The sequence below is a fragment of the Amycolatopsis sp. CA-211722 genome (assembly GCF_056828465.1).
The window spans coordinates 8527709-8550943 of the sequence record NZ_CP184752.1 but is presented as its reverse complement, the minus strand read 5'-3'; the positions used below and the strand labels follow the sequence as shown (position 1 = coordinate 8550943).

Sequence of the window (23235 nt, the reverse complement as noted above, 5' to 3'; positions counted from 1 at the left end):
GCACGAGCACACACGATCAGGAAGGCGGCTCCGATGACGCCCCCGCACAACTACCTTGCGGTGATCAAGGTCGTCGGTATCGGCGGCGGCGGAGTGAACGCCGTGAACCGCATGATCGAGGTCGGCCTCAAGGGTGTCGAGTTCATCGCGGTGAACACCGACGCGCAGGCACTGCTCATGTCCGACGCCGACGTCAAGCTCGACATCGGCCGGGAACTGACCCGCGGCCTCGGTGCCGGCGCCGCCCCCGAGGTGGGGCAGAAGGCCGCCGAGGACCACCGCGAAGAGATCGAAGAGGTCATCAAGGGCGCCGACATGGTGTTCGTGACCGCGGGCGAGGGCGGTGGCACCGGCACCGGTGGCGCGCCGGTCGTCGCCCAGATCGCCCGCAAACTCGGCGCGCTGACCATCGGCGTCGTCACCCGCCCGTTCACCTTCGAGGGCAAGCGCCGCAGCAAGCAGGCCGAAGAGGGCATCCAGCAGCTGCGCAACGAATGCGACACCCTCATCGTCATCCCGAACGACCGGCTCCTGCAGCTGGGCGACATCGGTGTCTCGCTGATGGACGCCTTCCGCTCGGCGGACGAGGTGCTGCTTTCGGGTGTCCAGGGCATCACCGACCTGATCACCACGCCGGGTCTGATCAACCTGGACTTCGCCGACGTCAAGAGCGTCATGTCCGGCGCGGGTTCCGCGCTGATGGGCATCGGCTCGGCGCGCGGCGAGGGCCGGGCGATCCAGGCCGCGGAGAAGGCGATCAACTCGCCGCTGCTGGAAGCGTCGATGGACGGGGCGCACGGCGCGCTGCTGTCGATCGCGGGCGGCTCGGACCTCGGCCTGTTCGAGATCAACGAGGCCGCGTCGCTGGTGCAGGAATCCGCGCACCCCGACGCCAACATCATCTTCGGGACGATCATCGACGACTCGCTCGGCGACGAGGTCCGGGTCACCGTGATCGCGGCCGGTTTCGACGCCGGCACCCCGACCCACAAGAAGCTCGACCCGCCGGCGTTCGGCTCCCGCTCGAACTCGACCGCGTCCGCGCAGGCCGGTCAGGTCAACGGCGGCGGGGCGACCCCGGTGCAGAGCCCGCCGTCGGGCGCCACCCCGGTGCCGTCGACCGGTTCGAACGGCTACCCGGTCGCGCCGCCGCGCACGCACACACCCATGCCGTCCGCCCGTAACGAGGGCAACGGCTCGATGACCGGCGGGCTCCCGCAGCCCGGCGGCGGCTCGCGCGGCTACTCGCCGATCGGGTCGAACTCGAACCACGGCAGCCTGCCCGGCCGCGCCACCCCGGTGCACGACGACCCGTCGGACGACGAGGTCGACGTGCCGCCGTTCATGCGCCGGTAGCTCGCCAGTACGTTCCGTGAAGGCCTCCTTGACTACAGTCGAGGGGGCCTTCACTCAGGTCTAGGAGGAAACGCGTGCGGGTACGGCGGGTTGTCACGACAAGGGCGGGCGGGGCTTCCCGGCCGCCTTACGACACCTTCAACCTCGGTGATCACGTCGGCGACGACGCGGGCGACGTCTACGCCAACCGCAAACGTCTCGCCACCGAACTCGGCCTCGCCGAGGACAGGCTGGCGTGGATGGAGCAGGTCCACGGCCGGACCGCCACCATCGTCGACGGTTCGGAGACCTCCGCCGCCGAAGCGACCGACGCGCTCGTGACGGCCGAGCCCGGCCTCGCGCTCGTGGTGCTCGTCGCCGACTGCGTACCTCTTCTGCTGGCCGACGCCGAAGCCGGTGTCGTCGCCGCCGTCCACGCGGGCCGCGTCGGCGCCAGGGTCGGTGTCGTCCCCGCCGCGGTCGAGGCGATGCGTTCGCTCGGTGCCGAACCGGCCAGGACCGAAGCGCTGCTCGGTCCCGCGATCTGCGGCGACTGCTACGAAGTCCCCGCGGACATGGCCGCCGACGTCGAAAAGCACGTGCCGGGCAGTGCCTGCAAAACCCGCAAGGGCACACCGGGGCTCGACCTGCGCGCCGGACTCTGGCGGCAGCTCGCCGACCTCGGCGTCGGCAAGATCGGCGTGGATCCGCGCTGTACCAACGAAGACAAGACGCTCTTCAGCTTCCGCCGCGACGGCACGACGGGCCGGATCGCCGGGATCACGTGGCTGGACGCGTCGTGAGTGACGCCCGCAAGGGGGAACTCGCCGCCTCACTCGCCGAAGTGGAAGAGCGGATCGCGGCCGCGTGCAAGTCCGCAGGCCGGGCCCGCGACGAGGTCAAGCTGCTCGCGGTCACCAAGACCTTCCCGGCGCTCGACGCCGCGCTGCTCGCCGACCTCGGCGCCCTCGACCTCGCCGAGAACCGCGATCAGGAAGCCGGCGCGAAGGCCGAGGAGGTCGCCGGTCTCCGGCCGGACGCCCGCGTCCGCTGGCACATGGTCGGCAGCCTGCAGCGGAACAAGGCCAAATCGGTCGTGCGCTGGGCCGACGAGGTCCAGTCCGTCGACTCCGAACGGCTCGCCGAGGCGCTCGCGAAGGCGACCAAAGCGGCGCTGGATTCCGGGCAACGCGAGCACCCGTTGGACGTCCTCATTCAAGTAAGTCTCGATGACGATCCGAAGCGCGGGGGCATTCGGTTGAGCGAAGTGAGCCATCTGGCGGAGCGGATAGCCCATGTGGGTGATATTCGCCTCCGAGGGCTTATGGCGGTGGCCCCGCTGGGTACTGATCCCGCGGAGGCGTTCGGGAAACTCGCTCGTGCGTCGGAGCGTCTACGGGAAGAACACCCAAAAGCCCGTGAGATCTCCGCCGGAATGAGCAATGATCTCGAGCAGGCGATCACGTACGGCTCGACCTGTGTGCGTGTCGGAACCGCGTTGCTCGGTGGGCGCGGTTTAGCCTCGCCCTAGGGAATACCGTCTCGTCGTTACGGGGAGTGGCGGCGAGGGCGGGGGAGTACGGTGCGGGACGCGGCTAAGGCTAGGGAGAGGCATGAGCGCGCTGCAGAAGCTGAAGGCCTACTTCGGGATGGTGCCCGCGGACGAAGACGGCTATGACGTCGAGGACGACTACCGGCGAGGTTACGCCGACGACGAGTACGACTACGACGACGAGCCGCCGGCCCGGTCACGGGGTGGACGTTACCGGGACGAAGTTGACACGTATGACGAGCCTGCGCCCCGGCCTCGGTCACGCTCCGTGGCCACCCCGGAGCCTGCCGTCCACGGAGCGCTGGCGATGGACCGTCAGCCGGAGCCGGTCGCGCGGCTGCGGCCGGTCACCGAGCCGGTCCGTCCGGCGGTGCGTGACCCGTTGAGCCGGATCACGACGCTGCACCCGACGAGCTACGCGGAAGCGCGCGCGATCGGGGAGCACTACCGGGAGGGCATCCCGGTGATCATGAACCTCACGGAGATGGAGAACGCGGACGCGAAGCGTCTCGTCGACTTCGCCGCGGGGCTCGCTTTCGCGTTGCGCGGATCGATGGACAAGGTCACCAACAAGGTGTTCCTTCTCTCACCGCCCGATGTGGATGTCACCGCGGAAGACCGCCGACGGATCGCCGAAGGCGGATTGTTCCTGCGCGGCTGATCACCCGGTGACCGCTGAGCGCAGCCGGATGTGATTTTGTCGACTCGTCGCCATCCGCGGCCCGTCGACCGCGTCTTTTGACGCGAGGCATGGCAGAGTGGTTACGTGAATGCTGTGTTGCTGGTCGTCTGGTACGTGCTGTTCGCCTTCTGGCTCCTGCTGACGGCACGGATCGTCGTCGAGCTCGTGCGTGCTTTCGCTCGCGAGTGGCGTCCTGCCGGAGGGGTTGCGGTAACGCTCGAGACCATCTACACAGTGACCGACCCACCGGTTCGTCTGTTCAGACGAATCATCCCGACCGTACGAATCGGCGGCGTCGGACTGGACTTATCGATTATGGTGCTGCTGTTGGTTGTGTTCTTCGCGATGCAGCTGGCAACGCCAGGGTGATTTTCGGGGAAGCCCCGGTGGACCTGCAGGCCATGGAGTGCGTGAGGTGATCTGATGTCGTTGACCCCCGCTGACGTGCATAACGTCGCGTTCAGCAAGCCGCCCATTGGCAAAAGGGGCTACAACGAGGACGAGGTGGACGCGTTCCTCGACCTGGTGGAGACCGAGCTTGCCCGGTTGATCGAGGACAACAACGAGCTGCGGCAGCAGGTCGAGCAGCTCGACAACGAGCTCGAGACCACCCGTGGTGAGCTCGAGAACGCCAAGGCCGGCGCCGTCGGCCCGCCGCCGCAGGTACGCGACGAGCCGTCGCGCCGCCTGGCGCCGGTGCCGCCGCCGCAGTCGGCGATGGAGCAGACCCAGGCCCACTCGATGGTGCCGGACAACGGGGAGCCCAACGTCCAGGCCGCGAAGGTGCTCGGGCTGGCGCAGGAAATGGCCGACCGGCTCACCGCCGAGGCCAAGACCGAGTCGGACGGCATGCTCGCCGAAGCCAGGACCAAGTCCGAGCAGCTGCTGTCGGACGCGCGGTCCAAGTCGGACTCGATGGTGAACGAGGCGCGCACGCGTGCCGAGACGATGCTGAACGACGCGCGAACCCGTGCCGAAACCTTGGAGCGCCAGGCGCGCGACAAGGCGACGACCATGGAGCGCGAGGCTCAGCGCAAGTACACCGAGACCATGAACAACATGAACGCGGAGAAGGGCTCGCTGGGCAAGAAGATCGAGGAGCTGCGCACGATCGAGCGGGAGTACCGCACGAGGCTGCGCGGGTTCCTCGAGTCCCAGCTGCGTGAGCTCGACGACCGTGGTTCGGCCGCTCCCGCGTCGGCGTCCTCGTCGAGCTCGGGGCAGTCTTCGTCCTCCGGCAGCGGACAGGGCTACTCGTTCGGCCCGCGGGCCGAAGCGGGCTGATCCGGTTCGTTTCTACACAGTGGAACGGCCTCGGCACTCTCCGGAGGGTCGGGGCCGTTTCGGCTGTGCGCTCGTGTTGTAATTCACCGTGCTCTACATCGTCCTGGTACTGGTACTGGCGGCTCTGGGGCTGCTCGTCGCGGCGCTCATCACCGCGAACTCCCTGTGGGCTTGGATTTCCATCGGCGTCTCCGTCGTCGCGGGGTTGCTGCTCCTCTTCGACCTGCTGCGGCGCCGGAAGAAGCGCGCGGCTCCGGCTGAGGAAGAAGCGGCCGAAGACGCGTCCGACGAGGACGAACCCGCCGAGGGTGAGGAAAAGAAACCCGAGGACGCCGAGCAGACCGTCCTGATGCCCGCCGCCGGCGAACTGGGCGACGCCGAGGACACTCCTGAGCCTCAGCAAAGCGGCGACCCCGGCGAAGAGAAGAGCGACCCCGAGGACGTGGCGGTCGTCTCCGAACTCGAGGTCGAGGTCGTCGTCGTCGACGAGTACCCGCGTTATCACGTGACCTCTTGCACGTGGCTCGAAACCCGGGACACGATCCCGCTCGGCATCGGCGAGGCGCGGCAGCTCGGGTTCACGCCGTGCGCGCTGTGCAAGCCCGACGCCGAGATCGCCGTACAGCACCGCGAGAAGGCTTAGAGCTTCTGGGCCGCTTCCCCGACCGCCACGACGTCGGCGGCGATCGTGTCGAGCACCAGGCGCTGCTCCTCGTCCGCGTCGCGAGGCACCGGGATCTCCGTTGTCTCGTCTGCCCCGAGTGAGCTGGCCGCCTCGCCGACGGCGTCCGCCACTCCGGCCGAACCTGGCCGTAGCAAGAGCGACGAGGCCGTGACGGACAGACCGCGCAAGGCTTCGGCCGCGTTCTCCAGCGCGTCCCGCTGGCCGGGCGCCGGTTCCTTGGTGCCGGGTTCCGCGGCGAGCAGGCCCTGGTGCGCGATCGCGGCGGCACGGAACTCGCGGCCCAGCGTCCGCGGATCGACGTCCTCGCCGCGCAGGTTCCTCGCCACCGAGCCGAGCAGGGTGCGGGTGGCGGCGACGGCGCTCTCGAACCGCTCCGCCGGGCCGGGTTTCGGCACGCCGGGGATCGCGGCGAAACCGAACAGCAGGGCGATGGCGCCGGCGAGGACCATCAGGAGCAGGTACTCGACGAGTACGTAACGCGGGTCGAGATGCCTGGTGGTCGCGTTCATGCCGACCGACATCAGGACCATGCAGCCGTTGAAGATCGCCGGACGGGTCCGCATGACCGAGAATCCGCCGAGCAACGCGACGAGCCCGATCGGCAGCAGAAGCCCTTGCGGCAGAAGCCAAAGAACAGCAGCGAGCACGACGGCGCCGCCGAGTGAGCCACCGATCCGCTGCCAGGCCTTGCCGAGGCTGTCCCGCCATTCCGGTTGCATGATGGCGAAAGTGGCGAGCAGGAACGACACGGTGAGCGGGTCGCCCGGCCGGAAACTCGCGACCACCAGCGCCAGCCCGACCCCGAGCCCGCAGCGGAGCGCGTGCCGGAACTGCGCCGACCGCCAGGAGAACGCTCCACTCAACTCGATCCGGCGCAGTTCCTTGCGGAGTCCTCTCGGAACGTCCACACGCGACTCGTCGCGTTCGGTCGCCGCGGCCCGGATGGTTTCGAGCGCCTCCCAGACCGCGGTGACGAGCTTCGCCGTGGCGCCGGGAAGCCCGGTGGGTTCCTTGCGCCGCACCGGCTCGACCTCTCCCGGTGCGGCCGGGCTCCGAACGGCGTCGGCGAGCCTGGCGGCTTCTTCCCTTGCGGCGGCGAGCGTCTCGCCGATTTCTTCGCTGTCGAGCCGTTTCCCGCGGATCTCCAGCAAACCGACGGCCGCGCGGTAGCGGAACATGCCGCCGAGGACCCGGCCGGTCCAGCGACGAGGCCGGTCCGCGAGCCAAAGCCTCGCCGCGCTTTCCTGCGTTTCGGACGAGCCGGTCGCGAGCGCGTCGGCCAGCGCGTCACGGGTCGGTTTGGCCGGGTCCTTCGCGCCCATCAGCACCCGCAACAGGATCACGACGCCCACCGCGAGCGCGGGCGCGCCCAGGATCTGCCCCGCCGACGCCGTCCCTGTCAACTGGAAGCCGTACCCGAACAGCGAGGCCATCCCGAGCCCCAGCCCGACCGTGACGAACCGGGTCCCGAGCACGGGCAACAGCCCGGCGACGATCACGATCGCCACCAGCAGCCCGATCGCCGCCCACTGCGACACCGCGCCCAGCAACCGTGGCACCCCGACCGCGAGGATCAGCGCGGGCGCGAACCACGCCAGCAACCGCAGATCCGCCCAAAGCGGCCCGCCGACCGCCGCCATGAGACAGAAGAGCGCGGTGAGAGCCGCCAGGACGGCCGCGTTGCCCAGTCCCAGGAGGAATCCGAGCCCGCTGACGCCGCCGAGGACCACCAGCAGGACGATGAGGAGTCCGGGCCCTTTCATCGGGCCTCGCAGATCGGCATACCGTCAACCTAGAGGCGGTGGCGGGGACGGCAACTCGGGCCCTGCTCGATGGGGCGGCGTTGATCGTGCTCGTGCCTGGTGTTTATGGCGCCTTCGTGTCCTTAAGGTGCTTCGCCACTGTAAGGCTCTGCGAACGCGTGTGTGGTCCATTCTTCGTCGCTCGCCTCCAGTGAATTCCTTTGCTTCGCGTTCTTCGCGCGCTTAAGAGTGCCTCGCGGCTTTAAGGCTCCCTTCGCTGTTGCCATTTTCCGGCAATTTCTCGCGTTGGGCTGTTTGAGCTAGCGCAGGTGTTCGATACGGAGTAGCTTCGGTGTCGTGGCCAGCAACAACGCACCCCCAGAGACGACCGCCGAGTGGTGGCGCGTCGACACCGCGACGCTGCATGCCCGCAAACAGGAACTGGAAGTCCTGAAGCGTCGGATGGATGCGGAGCAGAACGCGATCCTGGCGGAAATCAATTCCCGTGGGATCCGTGGCTGCTCGGGTCATTCGACGCTAACTGGGCTGATAGTCGAAGATTTCCTGGTGTCGGACAAGGAGGCCGCCGCCTGGGCCGATCGGGTGCTGGCCCTGCACCCGGGCCCGTCGATCGGCGGCGACCCCGAACCGCCGTTGGCGCCCCTGACGGCCGAGGCCGCTGCGGAGGGGGCGATCGGTGGTGGTCAGATCGACGCGATCATCAAGACCCTCGCCCGGATCCCGTCGACCGTCCCGGACGAGGACGTCCGTGCTGGGGAGAAGATCCTCGTCGACTTGGCCCGGCGTGCGGGGCCGCGGCAGATCGCCCGCGCCGGACGCCGCCTGCTGGACGAGCTCGACCCGGACGGTAAGGAACCTCGTAACGAGGATCCGAAAGAGACTCGTCCGGAGTTGCGGTTCGTCAAACACCGCGACGGCACCCTCGGCCTCAAAGGTCGGCTCGATCTGGAAACCTACGCCCGGTTGAAGTCCGACCTGGATCCGATGGCCAAGCCGCACAAGGCCATCGACGGGGTCCGTGACTCCAGGACCCAGGACGAGCGTTATGGGGATGCCTTCACCGACTATGTGCGGTTGAAGACCACCAGCCGTAACCTTCCCGGCCAGGCCGGGGAAGCGACGCACATCCTGGTCACCATGTCCTACGACGATTTGATCCGGGATATCGGCGAAGCCCACCTGGATCTCGTCGGGCCGATCAGCGCCACCGACGCCCGGATCCTCGCCTGCGATGCCCGCGTCCGACCCGGCGTTCTCGGCACCGCGGGCGAACCGCTGGACATCGGCCGCTCCAAACGCACCGTGTCGCTGGCCCAGAAATACGCGCTCACCCTCCGCGACGGAGGCTGCGCTTTCCCCGGCTGCGACATGCCGGTACCACGCTGCACTGCCCATCACATTGTTTTCTGGCGGCATCACGGCGAAACGAAGATCGACAACCTGGTGCTGTTGTGCACGAGGCACCACCGGTTGATCCACCGCAGTGAATGGAAAGTCCAGATCGCCCAAGACGGCCTACCCGAGTTCACCCCACCCGCCTACCTTGACCCCACCGGAGCACCGCGACGCAACACCATGCACCTCAGGACATAGGCCGTTTGGTGGCTGTATAACGACCTATATGGCTGCGCTCAGGGCGCGGACTCAGCGATTGGCGCCTGTCACCTGCAGGTGATGAACAGGAGCAGTCGCGGCGATGGCGGGGTGGATCTGCCGCGCGGCCTCTTGCCGAGCATCCGCGGCGTGCTGATGCGCTCGGACAACGGTCCATGCCGCTCGGGTAAGTCACGCCATGGTGCACCCGTGCACTCCAAACAACGGCGATCTCCACCCCCAACCACAACCCGCCGTCCGTACGTGATCACGAACAAATCCCCAGCGCACGAAACTAGGCGCGCAAAAGGTAAGCCCGGTCTCGCAACGCCCTGGCCCGCGCCGTAGGAGCCAGCCGGACGGCCTCCTCGGCGGCATCGGCGGCGTCCTCGAAACGCTCCATCGTCAAGAAGAGCTCCGCGAGATCGGCGCGGGTCCAGCCGAGCGCGTCGGTGTTCTCGGCGGACTCGAAGTTTTCGGCGGCCATGAGCAGCCGGAAAGCCGCCTCGTCGAGATCGCCGAACGACTGCGAGAGTTTTCCGTGGGTGTACAGCACCTCGGCCTGCACCTCGGGATTCCCGCCGACGGGGTCGGGCTTGTCGATCAGGTCGAGAGCGGCCTTCGGATCGCCTGTGAACGCCAGGATCCACACCGCCATCAGCCGTGCGCGGGCGGCCTTCACGTAGTCGCACTTCGCCAGAAAGAGGTCGATGGACTCCCGCGCGAACGTCAAGGCTCGCAAAGGGTCCTCTTCCAGAGGCGGCGCAGCGTCCCAGAACGCGCGTGCCCCGGGATCACGGTCGGTGGCTCCGGCAAGTTCGCGGGAACCTGCGAGGCGGCGCGCGAGCAGTTCGCCTCCGGGGTTCGGCAGGAGCTCGTCGAACCGTTCCCACATGACGGCGGCGAACTCAGGATCGTCTTCGTTGCGTTCCGCCAGGGAAGCCAGTTCCTCCACGGTCGTCGGATAGATCACGAGGCTCGACCCCCTTTGCCTGGTACGGGGCAGCAACGCCGAACCCAGGTCCACCGCGACCGGTGCCGGATCCGCGGCGAGCGACGCCCGGATCCGCCCGCTCTGCACGGAGTTGCCGTTGCGGGCGTCGAACCGGGCGGCAATCTCCAGCGCGAGCGACGCGTGGGAGTCCGTCACCAAGGCCGCCGCGGCGTGGAACTCCATCGTCGCGAAGGGCGCCGATCGCCATCCGCCGTGCCGGTCGACCAGTTTCCGGGCGGCGGTTTGATTCCCCGTGTGCGCGCAGAACTCGACGTGCCGCGCCAGCGAGCCGAGCTCCGCCGGTTCGGTCCAGAACGCCGAATAGGATGCCCGGAACGCTTCCACCGCGTCGTCGAGCCGGCCGGCTCGGGCGAACGGGAGCATCAGGCCCGCGAGCATCGCGTGCGGCTGCCGGGAGCAGCTCTCGTCGTCCGAGAAGAGCTCGGCGGCGTCGTCGAAGCGGCCGATCCGGAGCAGGTGGTCGATCCTGAAGCCGGTGTCGCACTGGCCGCACCGCGAGCTTTCCGCGGGAGCCTCGTACCCGACGTCCGCGTCGGTGCCGAGATGCGACGCGATGATCAAGCGGTTGTCGGGCATCGGGCCGAAGAGCCGTTCGCCTTCGTCGAGCGCGGCGAGGGTGCCCGCGAGCGGAACGCGCGGGTCTTCGGTGAACGCGACGGCCAGGTGGTCGAACACCGGCCTGAGGTCGGGGTCGCCGGAGTCCAGGCACAAAGAAAGCGGCTCGAACGCCTTCGCGGGCTCGCCGCCGAGCAGGTACGCGGTGGCGAGCCGGACACGCGCCTCGTGCCGGTGCGCGGTCAGGCCGAGCGCGTCCACGCGACGAGTCACCTTCTCGAGCGCGGCGATCTGCCCAGGGCCCTCCCACATCCGGTCGGTGACGCGGATCTGGCGCCAGAGCTGTTCTTCGGTGTCCATCACCCGCCTCCTCGGACGGGAGCCTAATGACGGCCGCCGCCCGCCGCCTCCGGGTTTCCACCCACCCCGGACAACCCGGTTGCCCCCGCGCGCTACCCTTGAACGAACTGGCACCGATCCGGCCATCACCGGGGAGCCTCCGGAAGAACAGGGCCCGCGCCCTCAGTAGAACCGGACGGGTACGGCCCGTCACAGCCGTCGAATGAGCGGCCCAGCCGGAACACCACCGGCCGGGCAAGCGGGGTGGTACCGCGGAACGCGCCGGAAACGGCCGTCTCGTCCCCGTGTGGGCGCGAGCCCGTACGAGTGAGACGAATCGCGAGGAGCACCGAAGATGTATCCCAAGGCACAGGTGGACGGCGAGACCGGCGTCCCGTCCCAGCCTTCGTTCCCCGAGTCGGAAAAGCGCGTCCTCGCGTACTGGGAATCCGATCGGACCTTCCAGGCGTCGATCGACGCCCGCGACCCCGGCGTCAACGGTTCGAACGAGTACGTCTTCTACGACGGCCCGCCGTTCGCCAACGGTCTCCCGCACTACGGTCACCTGCTCACCGGGTACGTGAAGGACCTGGTGCCGCGCTACCAGACGATGAAGGGCAAGCGCGTCGAGCGCCGCTTCGGCTGGGACACCCACGGCCTGCCCGCCGAACTCGAGGCCATGCGCCAGCTCGGGATCACCGAGAAGTCCGAGATCGACGCGATGGGCATCGACGTCTTCAACGAGGCGTGCCGCGAGTCCGTGCTGCGCTACACCGGCGAATGGCAGGACTACGTCACCCGCCAGGCCCGCTGGGTCGACTTCGACAACGACTACAAGACGCTCGACCTGTCCTACATGGAATCGGTCATCTGGGCGTTCAAACAGCTGTGGGACAAGGGCCTGGTCTACGAGGGCTACCGCGTCCTGCCCTACTGCTGGCGCGACGAGACCCCGCTGTCCAACCACGAGCTGCGGATGGACGACGACGTCTACGCCAGCCGCCAGGACCCGGCCGTCACGGTCGGTTTCCGCTTGGAGGGCAACGACAACGAGCTCGACGGCACCTACCTGCTGATCTGGACCACGACGCCGTGGACGCTGCCGTCCAACCTCGCGACCGCGGTCCACCCGGACGTGCGGTACGTCGTGGTGGAAAGCGAAGGCAAGCGGTTCCTGCTCGCCGAAGCGCGCGTCGCCGCGTACGCCCGCGAGCTGGGGGAGGAGCCGACCGTCGTCGGGCACTACACCGGCACCGAGCTGCTCGGAACCCGTTACGCCCCACCCTTCCCGTACTTCGCCGGGCACGAGAACGCGCACCGCGTGCTGTCCGCGGACTACGTCACCACCGAGGACGGCACCGGTGTCGTCCACATCGCGCCCGCCTACGGTGAAGAGGACAAGGTCGTCACCGACGCGGCGGGCATCGTCCCGGTCACACCGGTGGACGCGCAGGGCAAGTTCGACGCGACCGTCTCGGACTACGAGGGCCAGCAGGTCTTCGACGCCAACCCGAACATCATCAAGGACCTCAAGAACGGCACCGGTTCGGCCGGCCGTCAGGGCGCGGTGCTGCTGCGTCACGAGACCTACGAGCACCCGTACCCGCACTGCTGGCGCTGCCGCAACCCGTTGATCTACCGCGCCGTCTCGTCGTGGTTCGTCGCGGTGACCGAGTTCAAGGACCGGATGGTCGAGCTGAACCAGCAGATCACCTGGTACCCGGAGAACGTCAAGGACGGCCAGTTCGGCAAGTGGCTGGAGAACGCCCGCGACTGGTCGGTCTCCCGCAACCGGTACTTCGGCACGCCGATCCCGGTGTGGCAGTCGGACGACCCGGCGTACCCGCGCACGGACGTCTACGGCTCGCTCGACGAGATCGAGCGCGATTTCGGCGTGCGGCTGGAGAACCTGCACCGGCCGTTCATCGACGAGCTGACCCGGCCCAACCCGGACGACCCGACCGGGAAGTCCACCATGCGCCGGATCGAGGACGTGCTGGACGTCTGGTTCGACTCGGGTTCGATGCCGTACGCGCAGGTGCACTACCCGTTCGAGAACACCGAGTGGTTCGAGCACCACTACCCGGGCGACTTCATCGTCGAGTACATCGGGCAGACGCGCGGCTGGTTCTACGTCCTGCACGTGCTGGCGACCGCGTTGTTCGACCGGCCGGCGTTCCGCACCTGCATCTCGCACGGCATCGTGCTCGGCTCGGACGGCCAGAAGATGTCCAAGTCGCTGCGCAACTACCCGGACGTCAACGAGGTCTTCGACCGCGACGGCTCCGACGCGATGCGCTGGTACCTGATGGCGAGCCCGATCCTGCGCGGCGGGAACCTGGTCGTCACCGACAAGGGCATTCGCGACGCCGTCCGCCAGGCCGTGCTGCCGCTGTGGAACTCGTACTACTTCCTCGCGCTCTACGCGAACGCCGAGGGCGTGGAAGGCCAGTGGCGCACGGATTCGAAGCACGTCCTCGACCGGTACGTGCTGGCGAAGACGCACGAACTGGTGACCGACGTCGAGCACGCGCTCGACACCTACGACGTCGCCGGCGCTTGTTCGACCGTCCGTGACTTCCTCGAGGTGCTCACGAACTGGTACGTGCGCCGGTCGCGCGACCGGTTCTGGGCGGGCGAGCAGGACGCGATCGACACCCTGCACACCGTGCTGGAGGTGACGTCGCGGGTGGTGGCGCCGCTGCTGCCGCTGACCACGGAGGTCGTCTGGCGCGGGCTGACCGGCGGCCGTTCGGTGCACCTGACCGACTGGCCGAACGCGCTCGACCTGCCCGCCGACGCGGCGCTGGTGACGGCGATGGACCGGGTGCGCCAGGTGGCGTCTTCGGCGCTCTCGCTGCGGAAGTCGAACAAGCTGCGGGTGCGGTTGCCGCTGGCCAAGCTGGTCGTCGCCGCGCACGAGGCGGAGTCGCTGCGCGAGTTCACCGACATCCTGCGCGACGAGGTCAACGTCAAATCGGTCGAGCTGACCACGGACGTCGCCGCGCACGGCGGTTTCGAGGTCGCGGTGAACGCCCGCGCGGCCGGTCCGCGGCTGGGCAAGGACGTCCAGACGGTGATCAAGGCCGTCAAGGCCGGTGAGTGGACGACTTCCGAGAGCGGTGCCGTCGTGGCGGCCGGGATCGAGCTCGTCGAAGGCGAGTACGACCGGCGTCTGGTCGCCAAGGGCGGCGGCGCGGCCGCGGAACTGCCGGGTGGCGCCGGGCTGGTGCTGCTCGACACCGACGTGACCGACGAACTGGCGGCCGAGGGCCTGGCCCGCGACCTCGTCCGGGTCGTGCAGCAGGCCCGCCGTGACGCCGGACTCGACGTCGCCGACCGGATCGCGCTGACGGTGGACGCGCCGGAAGACGTGGTCACGGCCGCGAAGACGCACGAGGAGTTCATCGCTTCGGAGACGCTGGCGACTTCGGTGGCGTACGGCACCGTCGCCGACGGCTCGGCCGGGACGGTCGGGGAGGGCACCAAGGTGACCGTGGCGGTCACCAAGGCCTGACCCGCGCGAGCGCTATGAACGGTCCGTTCCTTGCAAAATTTGCAAGGAACGGACCGTTCATAGCATCCAGGGCGGGTCCCGATCACCGGGATCACGAAACGGATTCGGAATAGCCGCTTTCCCGCCCGAAGCGCGCCTTGCGCGAGGGAAATCGGCAGGCTGGCGCCCGGGGCGCGCGAGGGGCGCGCCGTATGGGGGAGAGCGAATCCATGAGTCCTGCCCGGAAAAGAGGGATCCTGATCGGCGCCGCGCTCGCGGTGGTCGCCATCGTGGTGGCCGCGGTGGTGCTGCTGGTCAGGGAGGACCGGGCGCCGGCGGCTTCCGGCGGTGGCCAGGGGGACGCCACCGAGAGCGCGCAGGAGAGCCCGGCGCAGGTGGCGGGCCGGTTCCTGCGGCTGTTCGACACCGGCGACCTCAGCACCGCCCCGGTCGACGATCCGGCGGCGGCCACGGCCGCCCTGTCCGGAACGCGCGCGGCGCTCAGTGGAGCGTCCGTCAAGACGTCGCTCGGCGAGGTCCCGACGACACCGGGCAACGCGACCACGACGTCGGCCACCTTCCACGTCGCGTGGACCTTCGCGGGCAACAGCGCCTGGAAATACGAGGGCAAGCTGGACCTGGTGCGCAACGCCGGGAAGTGGGTGGTCCGCTGGGCGATGTCGGTGATCCATCCGAAGCTCGAAGCCGGGCAGCGACTTTCGCTCGCCCCCGTCGCGGCCAAGCCGATCGTGGCCGACCGCGACGGCAAGGCACTCGTCGGCGGTGACGCGACGGGCGTCGCGCCGATCCTGCAGGGAGCGTTGTCCAAGGTCGCCTCCGGGGAGAACAGCGGCACCGGAGCGACCGTCACCGTGTCGCGCGTGGACGTCTCCGGCAAACCGGTCGAGACGCTCTTCGGACAGGCGGCCGAGACGGACAAACCACTGGTTTCGACCTTGAGCGTGGCGTCCCAGAACGCCGCTCAGAAGGCCGTCGACGGCTTCGGGGGGCCGGCGATCATCGTCGCGATGAAGACCTCGGGCGAGCTGCTGGCGGTCGCGCAGAACGGCGCCGCCGGGAACCAGCCGAAGGCGCTCAACGGCCTGTACTCGCCGGGTTCGGCCTTCAAGATCGCCACGGCGACCGCGGCGTTGCAGCAGGGCGGGGTCACCGCCGACTCCCCGTTGGCCTGCCCGGGCAGCGAGCAGATCGGGACCCGCACGCTCAAGAACGACAACGGGTTCGACCTGGGGACCGTATCGCTGAAGACGGCGTTCGCCGCGTCGTGCAACACGACCTTCGGGCGGCTCGCCAAGCAGCTGCCCGCGGACGGTCTCGCCAAGGCCGCCGGCCAGTTCGGCCTCAACGCCGACTTCGAGATCCCCGGACTGGCCACGGAGACCGGCAAGGTGGAGCCGTCCGGCAGCGGTGACGAGCAGGTCGAAGCCGGGATCGGACAGGGCAGGGTGCAGGTCAGCCCGCTGGGCGCGGCGCTCATGGCCGCGACGGTCGCGGCCGGGAAGCCGGTGGTGCCGAAGCTGTGGCAGGGGCTGGAGACCAAGGTCAACACCGGGTACCAGGCCCCGCCCGCCGGGGTGCTGAACCAGGTCCGCGCGATGATGCGCGAGGTCTGCACGACAGGGACCGCGAAAGCGTTGCAGGGGAGCGGAGCCGTTTTCGGCAAGACGGGGACGGCGCAGTTCGGCTCGGGGGCGGACGCCAACGGCTGGTTCGTCGGCTATCGCGGCGACGTCGCTTTCGCCGTCATGCTCGAAGGTTCCAACGACTCCAAGCCCGCGGTGCAGCTCGCGGCGAAGTTCCTGGCGGGCTGACGCTTCGGCGGTCACCGAAGCGTGGGTCTTCTACGGTGGACGGATGGAAACGATCGCCCTGGCCGAGGTCGCGGCCGTGCTCGCCGACCCGAGCCGCGCGTCGATGTGCCTCGCGCTGCTCGACGGGCGTGCCTGGACGGTGACCGAGCTGGCGAACGCGGCCGAGGTGGCCTCCTCGACGGCGAGCGAGCACGTGACGAAGCTGACCGACGCCGGGTTCGTCGTGCGGGTCAAGCAGGGGAGGCACAGTTACGTCCGGATAGCCGATCCGCGCGTGGCGGAGCTGATCGAGCATCTGGCGCAGCACGCCGAGCACCGGCCGGTGAAGGGGCTGCGGTCTTCGGTGCGGGTGAAGCGGCTGGAGTTCGCCAGGACCTGCTACGACCATCTCGCCGGGACGGTCGGGGTCGCGCTGCGGGACGGGATGCTCGCCGCCGGGCTGATCGACGACGCCGGCGGCCTGGCCCTGACCGTTCGCGGGCGCGAGGTGCTCGACGCGCTCGGTGTGGAGATCGACGGCGGCCGGCGCCCGATGCTGCGCGACTGTCTGGATTGGACAGTGCGCCGTGATCATTTGGCGGGCCGGGCCCCCGCGGCGTTACTGTCTCACGGAGTGAGCGCCGGCTGGTTGTCCCGTGAGGGCAACCGCGCGGTGAAAGTCCTGCCCGCCGCGGAAAAGCCGTTCGCGGAGCTCGGTGTCGACCTGGTGGCCCTGCGCAGTCCGTAGTGGACAGTCTGTAACACAGGTTATCCGGACGCTTTTCGACCGGTACACGAACGTGTGACGATCACCGCCTCACTATTCTGGAGCCCTCACGGCGACCGGAACGGGAGGCGACATGGAGCAACTCCCGCTCATCCTCGGTACCGGCGGCGCGGTACTTCTCGTCGCCGTGATCGCCGTCCGGGTCTCGATCCGGGTCGGCCTTCCCTCGCTGCTGCTGTACCTGGGGATGGGGGTCCTGCTCGGCGAAGCCGGGTTCGGCATCCAGTACGACAACCCCGAGCTCACCCAGTCGCTCGGCCTCGCCGCGCTCGTGATGATCCTGTCCGAAGGCGGCCTCACCACCCGGTGGTCGGCCGTGAAACCCTCGCTGGGCATCGGGATCGCACTGTCCACAGTGGCCGTGGTGGTGAGCATCGCGGTGACCGGTGCCGCCCTGCACTGGTTACTGGGCCTCGACTGGCGGATGGCGTTGCTGTGGGGCGCGGTACTGGCCTCGACCGACGCCGCCGCGGTCTTCTCGGTGCTGAGATCCGCGGGGATCGGCAAGCGGCTCGTCGGCGCGCTGGAGATCGAGTCGGGGATCAACGACGCCCCGGCCTACATCGCCGTCGTCGTCCTCGCCGAGGGGACGACCATCGACTGGTCGCTGCCGCTGCTGGTGGTCTACGAACTCGCCGCCGGGCTGGTGATCGGCCTGGCCTTCGGCTGGGGCGGGGCGTTCGCGCTGCGCCGGGCGGCACTTCCCGCCACCGGTCTGTACCCGCTGGCCACGGTCGCGGTGTGCGTCGTGGCGTATTCGAGCGGGCAGTTCGCCCACGCGTCGGGGCTGCTCGCCACCTATGTCGCGGCCCTGGTGCTGGGGAACTCGAAGCTGCCGCACCGCTCGGACACGCTGTCCTTCGCCGAAGGGCTCGGCTGGCTCGCGCAGATCGGCCTGTTCGTGCTGCTCGGTCTGTTCGCCTCGCCGAGCCGGATCTTCGAAAGCCTGGTCCAGGGCCTGGTCGCGGGCGCGGTCGTGCTGCTGCTCGCCCGCCCGCTGTCGGTGCTGCTGTCGGCGCTGCCGTTCAAGATCCCCTGGCGGGAACAGGTGTTCCTGTCGTGGGCCGGGCTGCGTGGCGCGGTCCCGATCGTGCTCGCGCTGATCCCGCTGTCGTCCGGGGTGCCGGGTGCGCAAGAGCTGGTCGACGCGGTGTTCGTGCTGGTCATCGTGCTGACGCTGCTCCAGGGGGCGACGCTGACGCCGCTCGCGAGGGTGCTCGGGCTGGCCCAGCACGCCGAGGCACACGAGATCGACGTCGACTCCGCGCCGCTCGACGAGATGGGCGCGGAACTCCTGCAGGTCCGGATCAACACCGGATCGAAGATGCACGGCGTCTACCTGGCCGAACTGCGGCTGCCGGTGGGGGCGACGATCAGCCTCCTCGTCCGGGACGGCTCCGGCTTCACGCCGAACAAGAACACCCGGCTTCAGGAGCGCGACCAGTTACTCGTCGTGACCACCTCCGAGGCCCGTGACGCGGCCGAACGACGCCTGCGGGCCGTCGACCGCGCGGGGCGCCTCGCCAGGTGGAAGGGCGAATCCGGCCACTAGGTCACGAACCGGCACCAGCTGTTCGTCGGTTGATCTCAGAAAATTCTTCCCTTCCGTACTCCTTTTGGATTACTTTCCCGCAATCGACTCCATCGAATGGGTGAGTGTCACGGGGTAAGGAGTACGCAAGGTGACGAGACTTCCTGTGCGGTTCGCCGGTCTGGGGGCAGCTGCGGCCCTCGTCGGAGTGGTTCTCGCCGCTCCGACGGCTGCTGCGGCCGGTGCCTTTCCCGTTTTCGGGCTGCCCTTCGGCACGAGCCAGTCGGTCTACTCGGCGGGGATCCACTCGGACAACGGCACGTCCGGAGTGAAGAACGCCATCGACTTCAGCCCGGGTGACAAGACCGTCCGCGCTCCGCTGGCGGGCACGGTCCGGATCCAGCGCTGCTCCGGCGGCGACTGGGTGACCGTCGACCACGACGGCGGCTGGCGGACCAGGTACTACCACCTGGAGGGTATTTCGGTCACCGACGGCCAGCAGGTCGCCCCGGGCGACGTGCTCGGCCGGACCGGCAACGCGCTGCCGTGCGGTGGCAGCAGCACCGGCGCCCACGTGCACTTCACCCTGTGGACCCTGCCCACGGCCGCCGCCCAAGGCGGCGACTCGCGCGACTTCGGCGTCGGCGCGGGCAACTGGAACGGCCTGTCCTACGACGAGGTCTCGACCAAGGTCGCCGAGGCCTACGGAGAGGCCGTCGACGGCAAGACCTTCGGCGGCTGGCAGTTCGCGGCCGGCACCGATCAGTACTCGGGCACCGCGACCGAGGTCTCCTCCCGCTCGACCATCCCGCTGCCCGGCCGTTTCCGGGTCTGACCTGCCGCTGCCCGGCGCGGCGCGGCGCCGGGCAGCGGTTCTTCCCGCTTGCGGAGCACGTGAGCGGCGTCTCAAGATGCGGACGAGGGCTGGCTCGATCGCCCGCCCATCCGCTAACTTCTTCCGTAGGTCACGAGTGTCAGCGTCAAGCCCCGGCTAGCTGACCGGCAACCCTCCTTCCGCGGTGGGGTGCCCCGGGTGAGGACCTGGCTCGTCGCGTGGTGCGGCGGGCAAGCGCGGGATCCTCGCCGGGTCCCCTGGCCCGGAGGATGACGATGACTCTCGCTCTCGAACGCACCAGCACCCCCGCTGAAACCGTTGCCACCCACGAAATCCCGGCCGTCGCGTGCGCCGATCTGCGGGTTCCGCTGGTCACCGGTGGCGACATCGGCTACGCCAATCTCGATCACGCGGCGAGCGCCCCCTGTCTGGACGAGGTGCGGTCCGCGGTCGACGAATTCCTGCCCTGGTACGCCAGCGTGCACCGCGGCGCCGGGTTCGCTTCGCAGGTCTCGACCAAGCTTTACGAGCGCACGCGCGGAATCCTGCGTGACTTCGTCGACGCGCGGTCGACCGACACCGTCGTGTTCACCCGCAACACCACCGATTCCTTCAACCTTCTCGCGCGCAGCCTGCCGAAGCACACGGCCGTCGTCGTGTTCGACACCGAGCACCACGCCGCGCTGCTGCCGTGGAAGGGGCCGAACGTCCGCCGGATCGAAACCCCTCGGACCCGCCTCGCCGCGGTGTCCGCTGTGGACGAAGCGCTCGCGGACTGCCCGCAGGGCCCGCGCCTGGTGGTGCTCACCGGCGCGTCCAACGTGACCGGGGAACTGTTGCCGGTCAAGGAGATCGCCGCCGTCGCGCGGCGGCACGGCGCCCGGATCGCGCTGGACGCGGCGCAGCTCGCGCCGCACCGGAAGATCTCGGTGCGGGAACTGGACGTCGACTACGTCGCGCTGTCGGGGCACAAGCTGTACGCGCCTTTCGGTGCCGGCGCGCTGATCGGCCGTGCCGACTGGCTGCGCGCGGCCCAGCCGTACCTCGCCGGTGGCGGTGCGACGAAGCTCGTCAGCCGTGACTCCGTGGTCTGGAATTCCGGTCCCGAGCGGCACGAAGCCGGTTCACCCAACACCGTCGGCGTCTACGCGCTCGGTGTCGCCTGCGAGACCCTGGCCGCGAACTGGGACGGCATCGTCGCCCACGAGGACGAACTGCTGGCGCGTCTGCGTCGCGGTCTCGCCGCCATCCCCGGATTCGCCGAACTGCGGCTGTTCGACGCGCCGGTCGACCGGGTCGGCACGCTCAGCTTCGTCGTCGACGGTTTCGACCCGGGCTGGCTCGCCGCCGTGTTGTCCGCGGAGTACGGCATCGGCGTGCGGGACGGCGCGTTCTGCGCGCACGTGGCGACGAAGCGGCTGATCGCCGTCGCCGGTTCGACGGGGCAGCAGGCCGTGCGCGTGAGCCTCGGCCTCGGCAGCACCACCGAGCACGTGGACCGGATCGTCCTGGCGCTGCGCCAGATCGTCGCCCGCGGCGCGCGCTGGCAGTACGAAAAGCCGGAGGGCCGCTGGGTGCCGGAGAACGATCCGAGGGAGCTGCCCCCGTTCTGCGCCTGACCCACTACCCTCACCCCGCATGGGGAACGAGCGGCCGCGTTACTGGTTTCCGCTGGCGTTGCTGGGTTTCGCCCAGCTGGTGGTGGTGGCCTTGTCTCTGGGCGGGATTCGATCCGGGGGCTGGTTCGCGTACGCGCCCGCCGGTGAACGGCATTCGTTCGGGTACGTGGGTTTGTACGGCGTCGAGATGAGCCGCGAGACCGCGACCGCACTGGACAGGTCGTTCGATGTCGTCGGCAGGACCGACGGCTGGCTGTTCGCCGTCTTCGTGGTCTACCTCGGCACGGTGCTCTTCTACGCCCTCCGGACGAAGACCATGCGGTGGTGGAAGGTCGCCGCGATCGCGCTCGGCGGACTGGTCGCCATCGCGCTGGCCGACCTGGTGGGCTACTGGGAATTCGAACTCGACGGCGACGTCCGGAGCGCGATCCTGCTGACGCTGGGCCTGGTCCTGCTGGCGTGGCTGGACCGCAGCGTGCTGGTGCTGGTCGTGGCGGCGGCGTTCGTGGTCTGCGCGGTCGTGCCCGGACGAGGGCAGCTCGCGCTGGTGCTGTCGTCGCTGGTCGTCATCGCCGGGGCGTTCGCGGCGCTGCTGAGCAGGCCGAAGACGGCCGCCGGGGAGTCCTGAACACGCTCAGTGGACAATAGGGCGGTGAGTACTGAGCCCGAAACGGCGCCACCGTCGCCTCCACTGCCCAAGAAGCGCGTCGGCGTGGTGTTCGCCGTCGCCGCGGTGCTGTGGGGGATCGACCTCCTCACGAAGCAGATCGCCGTCTCCACGCTGGAGGGCAAGCAGCCGGTCGAGTTCCTCGGCGGGCTCGTGTACTTCCAGCTGGTGCGCAACCCCGGTGCCGCCTTCTCGATGGCGACCGGGCTGACCTGGGTGCTCGCGCTGGTCGCGATCGCCGTCGTGATCGCCATCGTCTGGCTGTCCCGGCGGCTGCGCTCGGTCGGCTGGGCGATCGGTCTCGGCCTGGTGCTGGCCGGCGCGCTCGGCAACCTGACCGACCGGATCTTCCGTGCCCCCGGGCCGCTGCAGGGGCATGTGGTCGACATGATCTCCGCGTTCGCGCCGAACGGGCAGGGCTGGGCGATCTTCAACGTCGCCGACTCCGCGATCTGTGTCGGCGGCGTGCTCATCGTGATCCTTTCCTTGCTGGGCAAGGACTACGACGGAACATCCACCAGGGACAAGAAGAAAGCGGCGAGCGAATGAGCGCGCGGATGTTGCCCGTTCCGGACGGGCTCGACGGTATGCGCGTCGACGCGGGCCTGGCGAAACTGCTGGGGCTTTCCCGCACTGTCGTGGCGGAACTGGCCGAATCCGGCGAGATCCTCCTCGACGGCAGGCCCGCCGGGAAGTCGGACCGGCTGACCGCCGGCGGACTGCTCGAAGTGACGCTGCCCGATCCGGCGTCGGCCATCGAGGTCGTCGCGGAACCCGTCGAAGGCATGAAGATCCTGCACGACGACGACGACATCGTGGTGATCTCGAAGCCGGTCGGCGTCGCCGTGCACCCGAGCCCCGGCTGGACCGGGCCGACCGTCGTCGGCGGGCTCGCCGCCGCCGGGCTGCGCATCGCGACCTCGGGCGCCGCCGAACGCCAGGGTGTCGTGCACCGGCTGGACGCCGGCACCACCGGGGTGATGGTCGTGGCGAAGAGCGAGCACGCGTACACCGTGCTGAAGCGGGCGTTCAAGGAACGCACCGTCGACAAGGGCTATCACGCCATCGTGCAGGGCCACCCGGACCCGACGCGCGGCACGATCGACGCGCCGATCGACCGGCATCCCCGGCACGACTACAAGTTCGCCGTCGTCCAGGGCGGTCGGCCCAGCGTCACGCACTACGAGGTCGTCGAGGCCTTCCGCGCCGCGTCGCTGGCCCAGATCAAGCTGGAGACCGGGCGCACGCACCAGATCCGCGTGCACTTCTCGGCGCTCAAACACCCGTGCGTCGGTGACCTGACCTACGGTGCCGACCCGGTGCTGGCGCGCAAGCTCGGGCTCTCGCGGCAGTGGCTGCACGCGAAGACGCTCGGCTTCGCCCACCCGGCCGACGGGCGCTGGGTCGAGTTCGAGTCGGAGTACTCGGACGACCTGGCCAACGCGCTGCGGATCCTGCAAGACGAGAACTAGCGTTTAGTCCTCTGAATGCGGCTGAATGCGGCCGGGTACGTGAAGGGGTCCTTCATTGCGTCTAGCGCAGTGAAGGGGTCCTTCACGTACTTGAGGGGGTGCTGGATGTCATGAAAGGGGCGTTCAGGACGAAATGTGTCCTGAACGCCCCTTTCATGACATCCGGGGAGTCGCGAAGGCCGAGTTCCCTCGGCTGAGCCGTGTGAAGGGGTCC

19 protein-coding genes and 1 riboswitch are annotated in these 23235 nt (G+C 69.0%); of the genes, 17 read left to right on the top strand and 2 right to left on the bottom strand.

The window, feature by feature from the left end:
* Positions 1–33: 33 nt before the first annotated feature.
* The 7 genes from ftsZ (at position 34) to ACOCEP_RS39150 (ending at position 5496) form a co-directional block, all read left to right on the top strand.
* Positions 34–1356 carry a cell division protein FtsZ gene (ftsZ, locus tag ACOCEP_RS39180; RefSeq protein WP_126733686.1) on the top strand — a complete coding sequence of 441 codons (1323 nt, stop codon included), beginning with the start codon at positions 34–36 and terminating at the stop codon, positions 1354–1356.
* Between the two features lie 74 nt (positions 1357–1430).
* Complete coding sequence (pgeF, locus tag ACOCEP_RS39175; RefSeq protein WP_482334988.1) at positions 1431–2138, top strand: peptidoglycan editing factor PgeF; 708 nt, start codon at positions 1431–1433, stop codon at positions 2136–2138.
* Positions 2135–2866 carry a YggS family pyridoxal phosphate-dependent enzyme gene (locus tag ACOCEP_RS39170; protein WP_482334987.1) on the top strand — a complete coding sequence of 244 codons (732 nt, stop codon included), beginning with the start codon at positions 2135–2137 and terminating at the stop codon, positions 2864–2866. Before pgeF ends, ACOCEP_RS39170 begins: the two co-directional genes overlap by 4 nt.
* 82 nt (positions 2867–2948) lie before the next feature.
* Positions 2949–3548 carry a cell division protein SepF gene (locus ACOCEP_RS39165; RefSeq protein ID WP_482334986.1) on the top strand — a complete coding sequence of 200 codons (600 nt, stop codon included), beginning with the start codon at positions 2949–2951 and terminating at the stop codon, positions 3546–3548.
* A gap of 114 nt (positions 3549–3662) precedes the next feature.
* On the top strand, positions 3663–3938 hold the full coding sequence (locus ACOCEP_RS39160) for a YggT family protein (protein WP_005155180.1): 276 nt from the start codon (positions 3663–3665) through the stop codon (positions 3936–3938).
* A gap of 54 nt (positions 3939–3992) precedes the next feature.
* The gene (gene wag31 / locus ACOCEP_RS39155) at positions 3993–4853 is read left to right on the top strand and encodes a DivIVA-like cell division protein Wag31 (RefSeq protein ID WP_192741184.1); all 861 of its coding nucleotides are present in this window, start codon (positions 3993–3995) and stop codon (positions 4851–4853) included.
* A gap of 88 nt (positions 4854–4941) precedes the next feature.
* The gene (locus ACOCEP_RS39150) at positions 4942–5496 is read left to right on the top strand and encodes a hypothetical protein (protein WP_482334985.1); all 555 of its coding nucleotides are present in this window, start codon (positions 4942–4944) and stop codon (positions 5494–5496) included.
* Here ACOCEP_RS39150 and ACOCEP_RS39145 read toward each other — a convergent pair.
* The gene (locus ACOCEP_RS39145; RefSeq protein WP_482334984.1) at positions 5493–7301 is read right to left on the bottom strand and encodes an FUSC family protein; all 1809 of its coding nucleotides are present in this window, start codon (positions 7299–7301) and stop codon (positions 5493–5495) included. The two genes, ACOCEP_RS39150 and ACOCEP_RS39145, sit on opposite strands and share 4 nt — an antisense overlap.
* 336 nt (positions 7302–7637) lie before the next feature.
* Here ACOCEP_RS39145 and ACOCEP_RS39140 point away from each other — a divergent pair, with 336 nt between their 5' ends.
* A complete protein-coding gene (locus ACOCEP_RS39140; protein ID WP_482334983.1) occupies positions 7638–8894 on the top strand; it encodes an HNH endonuclease signature motif containing protein in 1257 nt (418 codons plus the stop codon).
* A 295-nt stretch (positions 8895–9189) separates the two neighbouring features.
* Here the strand turns inward: ACOCEP_RS39140 and ACOCEP_RS39135 are convergent, their stop codons facing one another.
* The gene (locus tag ACOCEP_RS39135) at positions 9190–10824 is read right to left on the bottom strand and encodes a hypothetical protein (protein ID WP_482334982.1); all 1635 of its coding nucleotides are present in this window, start codon (positions 10822–10824) and stop codon (positions 9190–9192) included.
* Between the two features lie 334 nt (positions 10825–11158).
* Here ACOCEP_RS39135 and ileS point away from each other — a divergent pair, with 334 nt between their 5' ends.
* The 9 genes from ileS to ACOCEP_RS39090 all read left to right on the top strand — a co-directional run bounded on the left by ileS (position 11159) and on the right by ACOCEP_RS39090 (position 23021).
* Positions 11159–14320: an isoleucine--tRNA ligase gene (gene ileS, locus ACOCEP_RS39130; RefSeq protein ID WP_482334981.1), complete on the top strand. Its 3162-nt coding sequence runs from the start codon at positions 11159–11161 to the stop codon at positions 14318–14320.
* Between the two features lie 209 nt (positions 14321–14529).
* Positions 14530–16131 (top strand): penicillin-binding transpeptidase domain-containing protein, encoded by a 1602-nt coding sequence (locus tag ACOCEP_RS39125; RefSeq protein WP_482334980.1) that lies wholly within the window; start codon positions 14530–14532, stop codon positions 16129–16131.
* Between the two features lie 43 nt (positions 16132–16174).
* Entirely contained in the window at positions 16175–16858 is a 684-nt protein-coding gene (locus ACOCEP_RS39120) for an ArsR/SmtB family transcription factor (protein WP_482334979.1), read from the top strand.
* Between the two features lie 112 nt (positions 16859–16970).
* Positions 16971–18449, top strand: coding sequence for a potassium/proton antiporter (locus ACOCEP_RS39115; RefSeq protein WP_482334978.1), 1479 nt, complete (start codon positions 16971–16973; stop codon positions 18447–18449).
* Between the two features lie 130 nt (positions 18450–18579).
* Positions 18580–19263, top strand: a complete 684-nt coding sequence (locus ACOCEP_RS39110; RefSeq protein ID WP_482334977.1) for a M23 family metallopeptidase — start codon at positions 18580–18582, stop codon at positions 19261–19263.
* A 128-nt stretch (positions 19264–19391) separates the two neighbouring features.
* A riboswitch (SAM riboswitch) is annotated at positions 19392–19506 on the top strand.
* Positions 19507–19538: 32 nt separating this feature from the next.
* Positions 19539–20882, top strand: a complete 1344-nt coding sequence (locus ACOCEP_RS39105; protein WP_482334976.1) for an aminotransferase class V-fold PLP-dependent enzyme — start codon at positions 19539–19541, stop codon at positions 20880–20882.
* Positions 20883–20901: 19 nt separating this feature from the next.
* Positions 20902–21510: a hypothetical protein gene (locus ACOCEP_RS39100; RefSeq protein ID WP_482334975.1), complete on the top strand. Its 609-nt coding sequence runs from the start codon at positions 20902–20904 to the stop codon at positions 21508–21510.
* Between the two features lie 24 nt (positions 21511–21534).
* Entirely contained in the window at positions 21535–22098 is a 564-nt protein-coding gene (lspA, locus tag ACOCEP_RS39095; RefSeq protein WP_482334974.1) for a signal peptidase II, read from the top strand.
* Positions 22095–23021 (top strand): RluA family pseudouridine synthase, encoded by a 927-nt coding sequence (locus tag ACOCEP_RS39090; RefSeq protein WP_482334973.1) that lies wholly within the window; start codon positions 22095–22097, stop codon positions 23019–23021. The genes lspA and ACOCEP_RS39090 overlap by 4 nt, the downstream gene beginning before the upstream one ends.
* Positions 23022–23235: the final 214 nt, after the last annotated feature.